Annotated in this window: 18 protein-coding genes; 13 read left to right on the plus strand and 5 right to left on the minus strand. The window is 58.6% G+C overall.

Annotated elements, in window-relative coordinates:
* Positions 1-39 precede the first annotated feature (39 nt).
* From ACR0JB_RS12435 to ACR0JB_RS12465, 7 genes are all read left to right on the plus strand, one after another.
* Entirely contained in the window at positions 40-975 is a 936-nt protein-coding gene (locus ACR0JB_RS12435; protein ID WP_170397098.1) for an aspartate carbamoyltransferase catalytic subunit, read from the plus strand.
* Positions 972-1,490 (plus strand): hypothetical protein, encoded by a 519-nt coding sequence (locus ACR0JB_RS12440; RefSeq protein ID WP_170397096.1) that lies wholly within the window; start codon positions 972-974, stop codon positions 1,488-1,490. Before ACR0JB_RS12435 ends, ACR0JB_RS12440 begins: the two co-directional genes overlap by 4 nt.
* Positions 1,475-1,861 (plus strand): hypothetical protein, encoded by a 387-nt coding sequence (locus tag ACR0JB_RS12445; RefSeq protein WP_226689300.1) that lies wholly within the window; start codon positions 1,475-1,477, stop codon positions 1,859-1,861. Before ACR0JB_RS12440 ends, ACR0JB_RS12445 begins: the two co-directional genes overlap by 16 nt.
* Entirely contained in the window at positions 1,858-3,138 is a 1,281-nt protein-coding gene (gene pyrC, locus ACR0JB_RS12450) for a dihydroorotase (RefSeq protein ID WP_480789955.1), read from the plus strand. Before ACR0JB_RS12445 ends, pyrC begins: the two co-directional genes overlap by 4 nt.
* Positions 3,138-3,743, plus strand: coding sequence for a glycerol-3-phosphate 1-O-acyltransferase PlsY (gene plsY, locus ACR0JB_RS12455; protein ID WP_170350708.1), 606 nt, complete (start codon positions 3,138-3,140; stop codon positions 3,741-3,743). Before pyrC ends, plsY begins: the two co-directional genes overlap by 1 nt.
* The gene (locus tag ACR0JB_RS12460; protein ID WP_170397092.1) at positions 3,740-4,009 is read left to right on the plus strand and encodes a hypothetical protein; all 270 of its coding nucleotides are present in this window, start codon (positions 3,740-3,742) and stop codon (positions 4,007-4,009) included. Before plsY ends, ACR0JB_RS12460 begins: the two co-directional genes overlap by 4 nt.
* A gap of 179 nt (positions 4,010-4,188) precedes the next feature.
* On the plus strand, positions 4,189-4,662 hold the full coding sequence (locus tag ACR0JB_RS12465) for a YHS domain-containing (seleno)protein (RefSeq protein ID WP_170350710.1): 474 nt from the start codon (positions 4,189-4,191) through the stop codon (positions 4,660-4,662).
* 106 nt (positions 4,663-4,768) lie between these two features.
* Here the strand turns inward: ACR0JB_RS12465 and ACR0JB_RS12470 are convergent, their stop codons facing one another.
* Positions 4,769-5,752, minus strand: a complete 984-nt coding sequence (locus ACR0JB_RS12470) for a quinone oxidoreductase family protein (protein WP_170350711.1) — start codon at positions 5,750-5,752, stop codon at positions 4,769-4,771.
* Between the two features lie 191 nt (positions 5,753-5,943).
* Here ACR0JB_RS12470 and ACR0JB_RS12475 point away from each other — a divergent pair, with 191 nt between their 5' ends.
* Entirely contained in the window at positions 5,944-6,801 is an 858-nt protein-coding gene (locus ACR0JB_RS12475; protein ID WP_170350712.1) for a DUF2189 domain-containing protein, read from the plus strand.
* A 29-nt stretch (positions 6,802-6,830) separates the two neighbouring features.
* Here ACR0JB_RS12475 and ACR0JB_RS12480 read toward each other — a convergent pair whose 3' ends face one another.
* Complete coding sequence (locus ACR0JB_RS12480; protein WP_170377834.1) at positions 6,831-7,817, minus strand: NAD(P)H-quinone oxidoreductase; 987 nt, start codon at positions 7,815-7,817, stop codon at positions 6,831-6,833.
* Between the two features lie 55 nt (positions 7,818-7,872).
* Positions 7,873-8,565 (minus strand): COQ9 family protein, encoded by a 693-nt coding sequence (locus ACR0JB_RS12485; RefSeq protein ID WP_170377836.1) that lies wholly within the window; start codon positions 8,563-8,565, stop codon positions 7,873-7,875.
* Positions 8,566-8,676: 111 nt separating this feature from the next.
* On the opposite strand from ACR0JB_RS12485, the gene rpsU reads away from it, so the two are divergent.
* The 3 genes from rpsU (at position 8,677) to ACR0JB_RS12500 (ending at position 11,743) form a co-directional block, all read left to right on the plus strand.
* Positions 8,677-8,883, plus strand: a complete 207-nt coding sequence (rpsU, locus tag ACR0JB_RS12490; protein WP_005614280.1) for a 30S ribosomal protein S21 — start codon at positions 8,677-8,679, stop codon at positions 8,881-8,883.
* A gap of 296 nt (positions 8,884-9,179) precedes the next feature.
* On the plus strand, positions 9,180-10,412 hold the full coding sequence (locus ACR0JB_RS12495) for a CAP domain-containing protein (protein WP_480789956.1): 1,233 nt from the start codon (positions 9,180-9,182) through the stop codon (positions 10,410-10,412).
* Positions 10,413-10,615: 203 nt separating this feature from the next.
* On the plus strand, positions 10,616-11,743 hold the full coding sequence (locus ACR0JB_RS12500; RefSeq protein ID WP_170397086.1) for a CAP domain-containing protein: 1,128 nt from the start codon (positions 10,616-10,618) through the stop codon (positions 11,741-11,743).
* A gap of 55 nt (positions 11,744-11,798) precedes the next feature.
* Here the strand turns inward: ACR0JB_RS12500 and ppk2 are convergent, their stop codons facing one another.
* Positions 11,799-12,716, minus strand: coding sequence for a polyphosphate kinase 2 (gene ppk2 / locus ACR0JB_RS12505; RefSeq protein ID WP_170350719.1), 918 nt, complete (start codon positions 12,714-12,716; stop codon positions 11,799-11,801).
* 291 nt (positions 12,717-13,007) lie between these two features.
* Between ppk2 and ACR0JB_RS12510 the strand changes: the two genes are divergently transcribed.
* The gene (locus ACR0JB_RS12510) at positions 13,008-13,847 is read left to right on the plus strand and encodes a CPBP family intramembrane glutamic endopeptidase (protein WP_170397084.1); all 840 of its coding nucleotides are present in this window, start codon (positions 13,008-13,010) and stop codon (positions 13,845-13,847) included.
* Between the two features lie 3 nt (positions 13,848-13,850).
* Here ACR0JB_RS12510 and ACR0JB_RS12515 read toward each other — a convergent pair whose 3' ends face one another.
* A complete protein-coding gene (locus ACR0JB_RS12515) occupies positions 13,851-14,309 on the minus strand; it encodes an Lrp/AsnC family transcriptional regulator (protein WP_170350721.1) in 459 nt (152 codons plus the stop codon).
* A 138-nt stretch (positions 14,310-14,447) separates the two neighbouring features.
* Between ACR0JB_RS12515 and ald the strand changes: the two genes are divergently transcribed.
* Positions 14,448-15,566, plus strand: coding sequence for an alanine dehydrogenase (ald, locus tag ACR0JB_RS12520; protein WP_170350723.1), 1,119 nt, complete (start codon positions 14,448-14,450; stop codon positions 15,564-15,566).
* The last annotated feature ends 69 nt before the right edge of the window (positions 15,567-15,635 follow it).

Raw genomic sequence — 15,635 nt, forward strand, 5'->3', positions numbered from 1 at the left:
TTCCTATAAGCGGCCCGATTGTCAGACAGGAGCCCGCCCATGCGTTTCGCCCATCGTCACCTTCTTGGCATCGAGCATCTGTCGCAATCCGATATCACCGCTATTCTTGATCTGGCCGAGACATATGTCGACCTGAACCGGCAATCGACCAAGCATTCCGACGTTTTGTCGGGGCTGACGCAGATTAACATGTTCTTCGAAAACTCGACCCGCACGCAGGCCAGCTTTGAACTGGCGGGCAAGCGGCTGGGCGCGGATGTAATGAACATGGCGATGCAGGCCAGTTCGATCAAAAAGGGCGAGACCCTGATCGACACCGCCATGACGCTGAACGCGATGCATCCCGATCTGCTGGTGGTGCGGCATCCGCATTCCGGCGCCGTCGATCTGCTGGCGCAAAAGGTCAACTGTGCGGTGTTGAATGCCGGCGATGGCAAGCATGAACACCCGACACAGGCCTTGCTGGACGCGTTGACGATCCGTCGCGCCAAGGGCCGCCTGCACCGGCTGAACATCGCCATTTGCGGCGATGTCGCCCATTCCCGCGTGGCACGGTCGAACCTGATCCTGCTGGGCAAGATGGAAAACCGCATCCGTCTGATCGGCCCGCCCACTTTGGTGCCCGACCACTTTGCCGAATTTGGTGCCGAGATCTATGACGACATGAATGAGGGCCTTAGGGACGTTGATGTTGTCATGATGCTGCGCCTTCAAAAGGAACGGATGGATGGCGGCTTTATTCCGTCCGAGCGTGAGTATTACCACCGCTATGGGCTGGACGCCGCCAAGCTGGCGCTGGCCAAATCCGACGCCATCGTCATGCATCCCGGTCCGATGAACCGCGGGGTCGAGATTGACGGGACCCTGGCCGACGACATCAACCGCTCGGTCATTCAGGAACAGGTTGAAATGGGGGTCGCCGTCCGCATGGCTGCGATGGAACTTTTGGCCCACAACCTGCGCGAGGTGGCATGAGCGATCTGACCGTTGCCCCCCATGAACGCGGCGTGATCCGCCTGTTCACGCTGAAAATGCGCCCGGAAGAGGCCAAATTTCTGCGTGAACCCGGTGCCGCCGATCAAATTCTGGGCGTCGCGGGGCTGGACCCTGAACAGATCGACGTATTTGCGGTCTCAGACCTCGAGGACCTAGGGCTCTATGGCTATCTGAACGAGGGCTGCGGCGTGTCCGCCGATCAATTGGATCGCACAGCGCTTGAAGCCATAACGGGTTGGGTCATGGTGGTCCGCAGCGCTGCCTTTGGCGGTCGCGCAGCCACTCTGATCCCCGACAAACGGCTGCGCCTGATCGGGCTGTTCACCGAAGAGGCCACCAACTGGACCGGCGGTCCGATCGAAACCGAAAGCGCAAAACCGTTCTCGGCCCCTCAACCTGCGTCCCAAAACGACCAACCCCGCCGCATCGGTTCTGCCGTTATGGCATTAGTGATCCTTTTGGCCGTCGGAGGCATCCTGTGGCTGATCCTGTGACCTTCTCGCCCGACAGAGGCACTTATATTCGCACCAACGCATGGCTGGCCGCCGTGGCCATGGCGGGTGCGATGATTGTGCTTTGGCTGATCGGAAACCCCTATCCCTGGACCGGCGCGCCTGCCGGTCTGGCCGCCGTCGGCATCCGGGCATGGTACATGGCCTCGGAAGAACTGGTCGCCACCTGGACGATGACGGACACCACCCTCACCGGCCCCGGCCCGCGCAAGGTGGCCCTGAACCAGATCAAGGCGGTCAATATCATGGGCAGTTTTGTCCAGATCGTCACCAAGGGCGGCGACAAGCACCTGATCAAATATCAGGCGGATTCCGCCGCCACCAAAGCCGCAATCGAAAGGGCACTGGCATGAGCAACCTGACCTTCACCAACGCCCGCCTGATCGACCCGGAAACCGGCACGGACAGCCTTGGCTGGCTGCAGGTGGGCAACGGCCAGATTACCGCGCGCGGTGACGGCGACGCACCGTCCACGGATACGTCGATCGTCGATTGCGGCGGGCACTGCCTTGCCCCTGGTATCGTCGATATCGGTGTCAAAGTCTGCGAACCGGGCGAGCGGCACAAGGAAAGCTATAAATCCGCCGGTCTGGCAGCAGCGGCTGGCGGTGTGACCACCATCGTTACCCGCCCCGATACCAGCCCGGCCATCGATACGCCCGAAAGCCTTGAATTCGTCACCCGCCGCGCGCAGGCGGATACGCCGGTCAACGTCTTGCCCATGGCCGCCCTGACCAAAGGACGCGACGGGCGTGAGATGACCGAGATCGGTTTTCTGCAAGATGCGGGCGCGGTGGCGTTCACCGATTGCGATCACGTTGTCACCAACACCAAGGTATTCTCGCGCGCTCTGACCTATGCGCGGTCTTGCGACGCACTGGTTATCGCGCACCCACAGGAACCTGTCCTGAGCGCCGGGGCCGCCGCTACCAGCGGCAAGTTTGCAACCTTGCGCGGATTGCCCGCCGTCACGCCCATGGCCGAACGCATGGGGCTGGACCGCGATATTGCCCTGCTGGAAATGACCGGCGCTGCCTATCACGCCGATCAGATCACTACCGCCCGCGCCCTGCCCGCGCTAGAGCGCGCCAAGCGCAACGGGCTGGACATCACCGCGGGCACTTCGATCCACCATCTGACGCTGAACGAGCTGGACGTGGCCGACTATCGCACTTTCTTCAAGGTCAAGCCGCCGCTGCGGTCCGAAGATGACCGTCAGGCGGTTATCGAGGCCGTGCGCAGCGGCTTGATCGACATCATCAGCTCGATGCACACACCGCAGGACGAGGAAAGCAAACGACTGCCGTTTGAAGAAGCCGCCTCGGGCGCTGTTGCGCTGGAAACGCTGCTGCCCGCAGCCCTGCGCCTGTATCATTCGGAACAGTTGGACCTGCCGACGCTGTTCCGGGCCATGGCGCTGAACCCGGCAAAACGGTTGGGGCTGGACAGCGGTCGCCTGTCCGAGGGCGCGCCCGCCGATCTGGTGCTGTTTGACCCGGATGTGCCCTTTGTGCTGGACCGGTTCTCGCTGAAATCAAAATCCCAAAACACACCGTTTGACGACCAGCGGATGCAAGGTAAGGTCACCGCAACTTACGTGGCTGGACAAGAAGTTTACCGGAGACCCTGATGCCGCCATTTGACAGTTCGATGACCCAGCTGATCCTCTGGGCTGTGCTTGGTTATCTGATGGGGTCTGTTCCCTTTGGCATGATCGTCGCCAAGGTCATGGGGCTGGGCAACCTGCGCAATATTGGGTCAGGCAATATCGGGGCAACCAATGTGCTGCGCACCGGCAACAAGGCAGCCGCGGCGCTGACGCTGATCTTTGACGCCGCCAAGGGCGCGGTGGCCGTTCTGTTGGCGCGGGCACTGGCTGGGGAAGACGCCGCCCAGATCGCGGCACTGGCCGCATTTTTGGGCCACTGCTTTCCTGTCTGGCTGGGCTTTAACGGCGGCAAGGGCGTGGCCACCTTTCTGGGCCTGTGGCTGGCGCTGGATTGGCGCGTAGGTGTGGCCTGCTGTCTGACATGGCTGGTGGCTGCAGCGATCTGGCGTATTTCATCACTGGGCGCGCTGGTGGCGGCGGCCATGTCGGTTGTCTGGGTGATAGTGCTGACGGACAGTTCAGCCTTTGCGCTGAGCATCATCCTAACCCTGCTGGTCTACTGGCGCCACAGCGCCAATCTGGCGCGGATCAAGGCGGGGACCGAGCCGAAAATCGGCAAATCGTGATTGCGCCAACCGGTTTTCTGAACGCCTTTTTCGCGCTGCCCGAGGGTACGTTTACCGGTTACGCCAATGGGCGGCGCTATGTGGTCAGCCGTTCGGTTTATGGCGCTGGAAGATCTCTCAAACTGGTGGCCCATCAGCTTGGCGGCCCGGACTATATCAGCATGAACCTTTATTTGACGCGACAAAGTGGTGCCCTGCTGCGCCCTTGTGAAATGCCTGCCGATAAGGTCGTTTCATTCGTCACCGCTCTGATCCCGGATACGTAGTCTGCATCACCAAAATTTGTGTTACCGGACCTTCACAATTGATTGTCTTGAACGTGATCAGGGCGCTGCCCAATTGAGGTTCTGTGACGGCCAATTACCGGCGTCGCAAAAACAAAATCCGGTTTGCCCGGGCAAAATTCAGGTGCTCTTGAGCGAGCCTATTCACGAAAGGTGAAACCATGAACAAGTTCAAATCCATTCTGGGCGGCGTTGCGCTGTCCGTTGCAATCGCAAGCTCGGCGCTGGCCGCTGGTGTTGAGATCAACGCAAGCTCGACCGGTCTGGCAATGCAGGGCTATGACCCGGTTGCATACTTCACCGTAGGCGAGCCGACCAAAGGCGATTACCGCATCTCGACCCTGCACAACGACGCGCTGTACCGTTTTGCTTCGGAAGAAAACAAAGCCGCCTTTGAAGAAAACCCAGAAGCCTACCTGCCCGCATATGGCGGTTACTGCGCATTCGGCACCGCGATGGGCTTCAAGTTCGACGGCGACCCGAACTACTGGAAAATCGTTGACAACAAACTGTACCTGAACCTGTCGAAAGACATTCAGGAGCGCTGGGAAGGCGACGTTCCGGGCTTTATCGAAAAAGCCGGTGTGAACTGGGAAAACATTGCTGACAAAGATCCGGCTGAGCTGCAGCAATAATTTGCTGACATCTGACAGTCTTTCGGCGGCGAGGTCACTCGCCGCCGTTTTTGTTTGTTCCCGCTGGCGACAGGCCCTGTGACATTTGCCCAGGACTTGATGAGTTTTACAATTCCAGCACCGTGCTGCCGGTGGTCTGTCGTGCCTCAAGCGCACGATGCGCATCGTCCACCTGATCCAACGGAAAGCGCTGGTCGATATGGATCTTGACCTCACCGCCCTCAACCTTGCCGAACAGACGTCGGGCCATCGCCTGACAGACCGCGTGATCGGCAATATGGGTAAACAAAGTCGGGCGGGTGATCTTGAGCGAGCCCTTCTTGGCCAGCATCCCAATATCTATCAGCGGCACTGACCCAGACGCGTTGCCGAAGGAAATCATCATCCCCAACGGCTTGAGACAGTCCAGCGATCCGGTGAACGTATCCGCCCCGATGGAATCCATCACCACATCCACTCCCTTGCCGCCGGTGATTTCGGCTACGCGCTCGACAAAGTTTTCGGTGCGATAATTGATGCAATGCGCAGCGCCGTTGAATTGGGCAAGGCTGCATTTTTCGTCGGTCCCGGCGGTTCCGATCAGAGTAATCCCCTCGGATTTGGCCCATTGGCATGCGATCAGCCCTACGCCACCAGCGGCCGCGTGAAACAAAACAGTATCGCCACGTTTCAACGGCGTCGTTCGGTGAAACAAATATTCCACCGTCAATCCCTTTAGCATCATCGCCGCCGCCGCATCATACGGAATCCCGTCAGGTAGTGGACAAACCTGCGCTGCGGGCATCACCCGGGCTTCGGAATAGGCGCCTGCCGGTGCCGCCGCATAAGCTGCACGTTGGCCAGGCTCAAGATGGGTCACACCTTCGCCTACGGCTTCGATCACGCCTGCGGCCTCCATCCCCAAAGCGTGCGGCAGGTCCATCGGATACAGTCCGATCCGCTGGTAGATGTCGATAAAATTCAATCCGCAGGCATGATGGCGGATGCGCACCTCCCCAGGGCCCGGGTCCCCGACGGGGCAGTCTTCGATCCTCAGAACTTCGGGGCCGCCGTGTTCGTGAATGACGACGGTTCTTGCCGTTTGCTGCATGCTGACCTCCTGTTGCCTGCGACCAAGCTAACACGCCTGAAAATCAGGGCAATCGGCACATTTCCGCGTCACGCAACCGTAACGTGAAAAAATGTGCTATACTGCTATCTGGGCGTTGCCGGCTGGTCCGGCCTCAGGCAATCGATGCCGGATCCACCCTGCTGCGCGATACGCAAAGGGAGGGGAAATCAATGGCTAAAACGATTGGAAATCCGATTAGCTGGGCCGCCCAGAATATCGGTGCGACCGGTGATCACATAGCTGAAAGCGTCAACCATATCGGCAGCGCGGATACGCGGCATCTGCCGGTGGTGCAAAATTTAACGATGCAAGACCTGCGGGCTTGTCTACAGGCTGGGTACAATGACTTTCTGGAAACCAGAGCAGATGCCATATTCATCGTGCTGATCTACCCGATCGCAGGATTGTTGATGTTCGGGTTCGGGCTGAACCGCAACATGGTGCCGCTGCTGGCGCCGCTGATCATGGGGTTTGCTCTGATCGGCCCAATAGCCGCAGTGGGTCTGTACGAGATCAGCCGCAAACGCGAACAAGGGGGAGAAGTGCATTGGCTGGATGCGTTCGGCGTGTTCCGATCGCCATCATTCGGTGCCATTTTGATGTTGGGTTTCTACTTGGTCATGCTTTTGCTTGTCTGGCTGATGGTAGCGCAGAGCATCTATGTCCACACGCTGGGCCCTGATCTGCCCACATCCTTAGGCGCCTTTGTCACGCAGGTGTTCACCACCGGTGCGGGCTGGACAATGATCATCTTTGGCAACGCGGTAGGATTCCTGTTTGCTCTGGTCGCACTAGCCATCAGCGTGGTCAGCTTTCCGTTATTGCTGGACCGCAAAGTGGGTCTACCAGTTGCGGTTGTGACCTCGGTCCGGGTGCTGCGGCAAAACCCCGGAGTGATCCTGACATGGGGCTTCATTGTCGCCGCCTTGCTGGTGATTGGCGCAATCCCGATGTTGCTGGGGTTGATTGTGGTGATGCCCGTGCTGGGCCACGCCACATGGCACCTATACCGCCGGGCCGTCGCCTAAAGCGCGCGGCCTGAACCGCGCTGGTCAGCTTATCCGGCGACGTTCAAAACGATCTTGCCGATGTGATTTGAACTTTCCATACGCGCATGCGCAGCCGCGGCATCGGCCAGCGCGAACTCGCTGTCCATCACGGGCGCCACCCTTCCGGCGTCCAGCAATGGCCAGACCGCCTCGCGCAGATCCTGCGCAATCTTTGCCTTGGCCAGATCACTTTGTGGGCGCAGGGTGCTGCCGGTCAGGGTCAACCGTTTGACCATCATCAAGGCGAAGTTCAGTTCGACCTTCGGGCCCTGCAAAAAGGCGATCTGCACCAAGCGCCCGTCTTCAGCCAGGGTCTTGACGTTGCGCGGGATATAATCGCCCCCAACCATGTCGAGGATCAGGTTCGCCCCACCTTCGGCGCGCAGGACACCCACGAAATCCTCATCGCGGTAATTGATCGCCTTTTCGGCCCCCAGTTTGACGCAAGCCTCGCATTTATCGGCCGAACCGGCGGTTGCAAAGACCCGTGCGCCAAACGCATTGGCCAGTTGGATGGCCGTCGTGCCAATACCGCTGGACCCGCCATGGACCAGAAAACGCTCACCCGCTTTCAACCCACCGCGCATGAAGACGTTGGACCAGACGGTAAAGAAGGTCTCGGGCAGGCAGGCGGCCTCTTTCATTTCCATACCTGTGGGAACCGGTAGGCAATGTGCAGCGGGCGTGGCGACATATTCGGCATAGCCACCGCCGGGCAACAACGCACAGACCTTGTCACCAACCGACAGGCCATCGACACCCGCACCGATCGCCACGACCTCGCCCGACGCCTCCAGGCCTGGCAAATCGCTGGCACCCGGCGGGGGATCATAAGCCCCAGCGCGCTGCAACGCGTCCGGGCGGTTTACCCCGGCATATGCCACTTTGAGGATCACCTGACCGGCTTGGGGTTCCGGTACGGGACGGTCGGTCAGTTGCAAAACCTCCGGTCCGCCGGGTTTGGTGATCTCAACGGCGCGCATTGTCTCGGTCATGGGCAAATCTCCTTTGCCCAATGCCTAGCAGGCAATTTCTGGAAGGCCCAGATGCTTACTTGCGCGGATTCAGCATCCCGGGCAGGTCGACCCGCATTTTCACGGGCGGTTTCACCTGACTGGCAAACCAGTTCGGCACCGCCAGAAACGGTTTGAACAGCGGATTACCATTCACCTGCGCCTTGAGCTTTTCGAATTGCATGACATTGTCGATGCGACGGTCCAGAAACTCCCACGTTTTCTGGTGGTCCGGCGAATCATCCCCCAACCAGAACAACAGGGTCGAGGAATAGACCCCAGACAAGGTCGCGCGCTTGGTGTACCAGTTCACGTCGTCCGAGGTATCGCCCAGCGTGTCCCAGATCAGATCGCAGGTCTGCCACAGCGCCTTGGCCCCATCCGCCGCATGGGTCGGCAGCGAAAACAGCGTCATGCCCCGGCGCACCAATTCCTTGTCAGGCACAGCCTCGAACCGGAACCGAACGGCAGCGGCCACGCGCTCGCGGAATTTCAACTCGCTCAGGTCGGTGGATTTCAGACGCTCTACCATGACCGCATCCCCGCGCGCATGAAAAGCCAGCGCCAGATCAACCGCGCCTCGGGGGCAGATCGCGCGCGCCAAACCGTCATCCAGATCGCAATCAATGATCGCGGCGCGAAAGCTAGTTTCAGACCAACCGTCAAAGGGCACGTGGGTCAGCATCGCATCCAAAAGCTGTTGTTTTGCATCTTCATAGGTAACGGTCATGGCGGTTCTCCGGTTCTCGGGGCCAGTACTAGACAAGATAGACCGGCTTTGCTATACGGCCAACTCCTGCAATTTCCTTGCAACTCTATCTAGAAAGGTGGTGACAACCACATGCAGGTTAGTGTTCGCGACAATAACGTCGATCAGGCGCTTCGTGCCCTGAAGAAAAAGCTGCAGCGCGAAGGCGTGTTCCGTGAAATGAAGCTGAAGCAACATTTCGAGAAACCGTCCGAGAAAAAAGCGCGCGAGAAGGCTGAAGCGATTCGTCGTGCCCGTAAACTGGCACGTAAGAAAGCACAGCGCGAAGGTTTGCTCTAAGCACCTCGCTCGTCCAGCTTTGGATGACACTATTTGACGACCCCCGAGGCATCGCCCGGGGGTTTGTCGTTTCTATCACCGGTTGCATTCCGCCGAGTCCGCCTCAGCCTTAGGCGACAAGCTGCTAAATCGGGCCAAGCAACATTTTGCCCGGCATTTTGCAGCGCAGCGAATCCCGTATCGGTAGCACGCCCCTGCTGAAATTCGCCTGAAATCTAAACCGCCCTGTCCGTCCGTTCGACGCCCCCTGTAACTGGCCTCGTCTACTCAGACGACCATTCAAAACGGAGGCTACTATGTCGACTGCAAGTACATTCGAGCAAGAAATGCTGGCGTTAATCAATGATGAGCGCTCATCCCGCGGGCTATCCCCGCTGCAACTGGAAACCCGCCTGAACGCATCGGCCGAAGATCACAGCACCTGGATGCTGAACGCCGATATATTCAGCCACACCGGTTCGGGCGGTTCTAGCGCGACCGAGCGCATGGAAGATGCCGGGTTCGACTTTACCGGCAGCTGGCGGTCAGGTGAAAACATCGCCTGGCAATCGGAACGCGGTGCCGCAGGCATCAGCGACGATGTCGAGCAACTGCACCAGAGCTTGATGAACAGCCCCGGCCACCGCGCCAACATCCTGAACCCTGACTACGAATTTATCGGAATTGGGATTGAAGAAGGCGACTACAATGGGTGGGATGCCGTGATGGTGACCCAGAACTTTGCCACCACCGACGCTGCAGTGGTGCTGGACAACGGTGCGGCACCAACGCCGCCCACGGACGACGTGGCAATGCCGGACGACCCTGTCACCGAAGACCCGGTCGAAGATTCACCGGACACCGACGTCACCGAAACCGATGACCCGGTCGAAGAAACACCGGACACCGATGTCACCGAGACCGACGACCCGGTTGAGGAAACGCCTGACACCGACGTCACCGAGACCGATGATCCGGGCGAGGAAACACCGGACACCGATGTCACCGAGACCGACGACCCAGTCGAAGAAACACCAGACACCGACGTCACCGAGACCGACGACCCGGTTGAGGAAACACCAGACACCGATGTCACCGAGACCGACGACCCGGTTGAGGAAACACCAGACACCGACGTCACCGAGACCGACGACCCGGTTGAGGAAACACCAGACACCGATGTCACCGAGACCGACGAACCGGGCGAAGAAACACCGGACACTGACGTCACCGAGACCGAAGACCCGGAAACACCTGAACCGGATGTCACCGATACGACTGCAGGCGTTTGCTTCGACGTGGAAGAATTCCTGGCGGCAATCGAGGATTTCGTGAACGACCTGTTGGCGCTGGTCGACGATTTCAGAATGAATGACGACCCGATGGTGACCGATGCGGACACCACCGAGGACGATTTCATGCTGACCCTGGATATGTGCGACGACACTCCGGCGGCGAATGACGATGCCCCGGTCATGGAGGCGGACGCACCGGATGACTTCTTTATCCTGATACCGGCCGACAGCGGATGCATGATGGACTTTGTCTAAGGTTCGATGCAGCGTGTGAGGCACTGAAACGGTGCCTCACACCGCTTTCACAGCGCACTTGCGCAGTTTTTCGCACAAACAACGCGAATCAGGCGGTGGCAAATCGCCGAACGGGTCGGGGTGTCCAGATTGTGTCTGTATCCCGTCAAATTCTCGCCATTAATGTCTCGCCAAAATAACTCAATTCAATTGGAGGCAGAATCATGTCAACGGCCAGCAATCTAGAACGGCAGATGCTTGCATTGATCAATGACGAACGCACAAGTCGGGGGCTGCAACCCCTCAAGCTTGAGCTTCAGCTGAACGACTCGGCCGAAGATCACAGCGAATGGATGCTGCAGACAGATATCTTCAGCCACACCGGTCAGGGCGGCTCGAGCGCGACCCAGCGGATGAGAGATGCCGGTTTCGATTTCACCGGCAGTTGGAGATCGGGTGAAAACATCGCCTGGCAATCCGAACGCGGTGCTGCAGGTGCCAGCGACGACGTGGTGCAGCTTCACCAAAGCCTGATGAACAGTCCCGGCCACCGGGCCAACATATTGAACCCCGATTTCGAATATATCGGGATCGGCATTGAAGAGGGCAATTTCAACGGTTGGGATGCCGTGATCGTGACCCAGAACTTTGCCACGACCTCGGCACCGGTTCAGTTGGACACCGGCGGGTCAGGCGGTGGTTCGGGTGGTGACACACCTACCCAGCCCGGCCAACAGGCCGTGGACGCAGGCACAGTGGGCGATGCATCAGATAACTGGTTCATTCTGAAAGCCGGTCAGGCCGGCGCGCTGAACGGCGGCGACGGCGATGACATTCTTGACGGCGGCTTCGGCCGCGACACGCTGACCGGCGGCACCGGCGATGACACGCTGAGCGGTCATGGCGGCAATGACGTCCTTCTGGGTGGCCAAGGCGGCGATTTGTTGATGGGTGCGACCGGGAATGACTGGCTGCAATCGGGCATGGGTGCCGACAGGTTGCAGGGCGGCTCTGGCAACGACGTGCTTAGGGGTGGCCGTGGCCGCGACACCCTGATCGGAGGCGACGACGACGATACTCTGATCGGTGCCCGCGGCATTGACACAATGACCGGCGGCAACGGGGCGGATACGTTCGTATTCACCATCGGGCCGGACACCGTCACGGATTTCACCTCTGAGGACTTCATCGACCTCAGTCTGAATGGTGCGATCACCGGATATAGCGATCTGATGAACAACCACATTTCGCAATCCGGCAATGATGTGATCATCGATGACAATGCGGGAAATACTCTGACCCTGCAAAACACGCAGATCGCGGACCTGGCAAACGAACATTTCATGTTCTGAGCCCCACTGTATTCCAAACTAAAACGCCCCCGATTTTGGGGGCGTTTTCTTTTGATCAATAGATTTTGGGGACGTGCAGCTCATCCGGCAGAACGCGCCGTTCATATTCCGGGTTGTATCTTCGATCCGGTAATTCGACCTTTTCCTGTGGAACATCCGTATAGGGAATCTTGGTCAGAAGATGCTCGATACAGTTCAGGCGCTCGCGTTTCTTGTCATTGCCTTCGACGATATACCAGGGCGCCTCGGGAATGTTGGTGCGGAACAACATGTCTTCTTTGGCCTTGGTATAGGCCTCCCAGCGGATGCGGGATTCCAGATCCATCGGCGACAGTTTCCACTGTTTCATCGGGTCGTGAATGCGCATGAGGAACCGCAACTGCTGTTCTTCATCAGTGATTGAGAACCAATATTTCAGCAAAATGATCCCCGACCGCACCAGCATCCGTTCGAATTCGGGAACGTCCTGAAAGAACTGTTCGACCTGATCCTCGGACGCAAACCCCATCACCCGTTCCACCCCAGCGCGGTTGTACCAGGATCGGTCGAACAACACGATTTCGCCGGCCGCGGGCAGATGCGGTACATAGCGCTGGAAATACCACTGGCTTTGCTCCCGGCGGCTGGGCGCAGGCAAGGCGACCACACGCGCGACCCGTGGATTCAGACGCTGGGTAATACGCTTGATAACGCCGCCCTTGCCGGCGCTGTCACGCCCTTCGAACAGGATGCACACTTTGGCCCCGGTGTGCTGTACCCAGTCCTGAACCTTGATCAATTCGGCCTGCAAGCGCAGCAGATTGCGGAAATAGACCTTGCGATCCAGCATGTCGGGATGCTGATCCTTATAGATCTTGCGGACTTCCATCGAGAGCATGGGTTCGCTGAACTCGATCTCGAAATCTTCGTCCAGCGTGTCTTCCAACTCGGCTTCCAGCCAATCTTTTGGGGCATCGTTATGTTCGTAAGCCAAGGTCTTATCCTTATCGTCTATCGGGTCCGGACCATACAACGCGCGTGTAACCGCCTGATGTCATCAGAAGAATTGATAAAGCCCTTCCCCAAGCGAAACCGCTTATGGCAGCAAGGTCAAGGCGATGCGAAAAGAGGTTTGGTCCTTTTCTAAATCTGAACCTACACGCCCAAGGATACAAGCGGCAGATTTGCCGCATTACCAACAGGTTGGCATAAATCCGCCCCAAACCTACTTGCCAGAGGGATCATTCCGTCGGCACAAGTACCCTTCAACCCCCCTGAGGTGAATGTGGCGCATTTCATTTCCCTACTGCCTGCGATCTGGCCCTGGTTCATATTGATTGCCGCACAAATAGGCATGGTATCAGGCCGACAAGGGCTGGGTCTGGCCCTGTTGGCAGTGTTCCTAGGTTCAGCAACAGTGCTTGGCCTGCTGACCCCGCTGGCCTTGGCAATCACGGCAGCGGGCTTGCTGGGTGCTTTAGGGTTGCGCCGTCTGACCGGTGTGCCCGCCGTTTTCGGGCATCTGGTGTTGATCCTGTGGTGTCTGGCTCTGGGTGCGCATCTGATCCCCGGGTTTCACAATCTATTGGTTCTGAATCAGGTACAGGCAGGCCCGGGCAGCGCTGCGTTCACAATGTATCTCAACCTGGACAAACCAATGGTCTTGTTTGCCGTTCTGCTGGCTTGGCCAGGCATGATCCATGGCGCGCGGCTGGTCAGAACCGGGCCTTTGTTGATCGGGTTGGCGGCACTGCCCGCCCTGTTTGCGTTGGGTCTTTCCTTGGGTGCGGTACGGCCCGAGATCGACCTGCCCGCATGGTGGCTGATTTTTGCGTTTTCAAACCTATTCCTGACCTGCCTGACTGAAGAGGCTTTTTTCCGTGGCTATCTGCAATCGGTCCTGACGTCGAAAATCGGCGTGGCGCTCGGGATCGCAGCTGCCAGCCTGCTGTTCGGTCTGGCCCATGCGGGCGGTGGCCCGGCACTGGTCGTCTTCGCCTCGATCCTCGGGGCCGCCTGCGGATTGGGGTATTACGCAACCGGGCGGCTTTGGGTGCCGGTTCTGATGCATTTTGGCTTTAACGCCCTGCACCTGGCCCTGTTCACCTATCCCGGCCCGGGTTGAACGTCACACCGGCAACGCAGTGGTCTTGAACACCGTACGCAGCGCGAAGGAACTTTGCATCTGCGCCACCCCCGGCAGTCGCGACAAATACTGGCGATGGATACGGGCAAAATCCTCGGTGTTCTCGGCGACAACCTTCAAAATATAGTCCGCCGTACCGGCCATGAGGTGGCATTCAAGCACATCAGGAATGCGCGCCACGGATTTTTCGAACGCATTCAGGAGCTCTTCGGCTTGCCCTTGCAGCGTGATCTCGACAAACACCGTCGTGGGCACATTCATCTTGCGCGCATCCAGCAGCGCCACGTATTTGCGGATATAGCCTTCAGCTTCTAGCCGCTGAACGCGCCGGTGACAGGCCGAAGGCGACAGATTCACCTGCTCGGACAGTTCCGCATTTGACATACGGCCATCCCGCTGAAGGGCTGCCAGAATCTTTTTATCCGTCGCATCCAAGCTCATTTGCGCAAATCCTTTGCGAGTTTCCGACTATATAACGAAGATTCTCCTGAAAAAAAGCAATTTTGCAGGCAGAGTTTCACAGAAATTGCGCTCTGGATCGCCCATTATTTAGGCAGTTTATGAATGGAGGAGCGAAAAATGAAGATCGGTTGCCCCAAGGAAATCAAACCGCAGGAATTCCGCGTCGGCATGACGCCCAACGCGGCACAAGAAGCCGTCGCGCGCGGCCACGAAGTTGTAATCGAAACCGGTGCCGGGATCGGTTCGGGCTTTGACAACGAATCCTACATCGCTGCTGGCGCCCAGATCCTGGACACCGCAGAAGAGGTGTTCGCCACTGCCGACATGATCGTCAAGGTCAAGGAACCCCAGGCGGTCGAGCGCAAGATGCTGCGTGAAGGCCAGTTGCTGTTCACTTACCTGCACCTGGCACCCGATCCAGATCAGACCCACGACCTGCTGGCATCGGGCTGCACCGCGATTGCATACGAAACCGTCACCGCACCTGGCGGTGGTTTGCCGCTGCTGGCCCCGATGTCCGAAGTTGCCGGTCGTCTGGCGCCGCAGGTAGGCTCGTGGACCCTGCAAAAGGCAAATGGCGGTCGTGGCGTTCTGATGGGCGGCGTTCCCGGCGTTGGACCGGCCAAGGTCGTTGTGATCGGTGGCGGCGTTGTTGGTACGCATGCCGCGAAAATCGCGGCTGGCATGGGCGCAGATGTTACCATCCTGGACCGCTCGCTTCCGCGTCTGCGTTACCTCGATGACGTGTATGGCGGAACCTTCAAGAACCAATACTCGACCGCTGGTGCCACCGCCGAACTGATCCAGGATGCCGACATGGTTATCGGCGCCGTTCTGATCCCGGGCGCGGCTGCTCCTAAACTGGTGACACGCGAACAGCTTTCGACCATGAAGCCCGGCGCGGTTCTGGTTGACGTTGCGATCGACCAGGGTGGCTGCTTTGAAACCTCCAAAGCAACAACCCATGCTGACCCAATCTACGAAGTCGACGGCATCATGCACTATTGCGTTGCCAACATGCCGGGTGCCGTTGCGCGCACCTCGACCATCGCATTGGGCAACGCGACCATGCCGTTCATGCTGTCGCTGGCCGACAAAGGCTGGAAAAAGGCTTGCCAGGATGACCCGCACCTGTTGGCTGGTCTGAACGTGCATGCCGGAAAACTGACCTATGACGCGGTTGGTGTTGCACTGGGTCTGGACGTTGTATCGCCCAAGGACATCGTCAACGCCTAAGGCTGATATACAGAAATCGAAAGGCGCCCTCGGATGAGGGCGCCTTTTTTGTTGCCACGCTAAGTACAA

The sequence above is a fragment of the Ruegeria sp. BI7 genome, assembly GCF_056537925.1.

What these genes read in the sequence shown, in the direction of transcription:
- pyrC (WP_480789955.1), top strand. Translation starts at nt 1,858, where the DNA reads ATGAGCAACCTGACCTTCACCAACGCCCGCCTGATCGACCCGGAAACC.
- ACR0JB_RS12515 (WP_170350721.1), bottom strand. Translation starts at nt 14,309, where the DNA reads ATGAGCTTGGATGCGACGGATAAAAAGATTCTGGCAGCCCTTCAGCGG.
- ACR0JB_RS12475 (WP_170350712.1), top strand. Translation starts at nt 5,944, where the DNA reads ATGGCTAAAACGATTGGAAATCCGATTAGCTGGGCCGCCCAGAATATC.
- ACR0JB_RS12470 (WP_170350711.1), bottom strand. Translation starts at nt 5,752, where the DNA reads ATGCAGCAAACGGCAAGAACCGTCGTCATTCACGAACACGGCGGCCCC.
- ACR0JB_RS12500 (WP_170397086.1), top strand. Translation starts at nt 10,616, where the DNA reads ATGTCAACGGCCAGCAATCTAGAACGGCAGATGCTTGCATTGATCAAT.
- ACR0JB_RS12435 (WP_170397098.1), top strand. Translation starts at nt 40, where the DNA reads ATGCGTTTCGCCCATCGTCACCTTCTTGGCATCGAGCATCTGTCGCAA.
- ACR0JB_RS12480 (WP_170377834.1), bottom strand. Translation starts at nt 7,817, where the DNA reads ATGACCGAGACAATGCGCGCCGTTGAGATCACCAAACCCGGCGGACCG.
- ACR0JB_RS12440 (WP_170397096.1), top strand. Translation starts at nt 972, where the DNA reads ATGAGCGATCTGACCGTTGCCCCCCATGAACGCGGCGTGATCCGCCTG.
- ald (WP_170350723.1), top strand. Translation starts at nt 14,448, where the DNA reads ATGAAGATCGGTTGCCCCAAGGAAATCAAACCGCAGGAATTCCGCGTC.
- plsY (WP_170350708.1), top strand. Translation starts at nt 3,138, where the DNA reads ATGCCGCCATTTGACAGTTCGATGACCCAGCTGATCCTCTGGGCTGTG.
- rpsU (WP_005614280.1), top strand. Translation starts at nt 8,677, where the DNA reads ATGCAGGTTAGTGTTCGCGACAATAACGTCGATCAGGCGCTTCGTGCC.
- ACR0JB_RS12495 (WP_480789956.1), top strand. Translation starts at nt 9,180, where the DNA reads ATGTCGACTGCAAGTACATTCGAGCAAGAAATGCTGGCGTTAATCAAT.
- ACR0JB_RS12485 (WP_170377836.1), bottom strand. Translation starts at nt 8,565, where the DNA reads ATGACCGTTACCTATGAAGATGCAAAACAACAGCTTTTGGATGCGATG.
- ACR0JB_RS12465 (WP_170350710.1), top strand. Translation starts at nt 4,189, where the DNA reads ATGAACAAGTTCAAATCCATTCTGGGCGGCGTTGCGCTGTCCGTTGCA.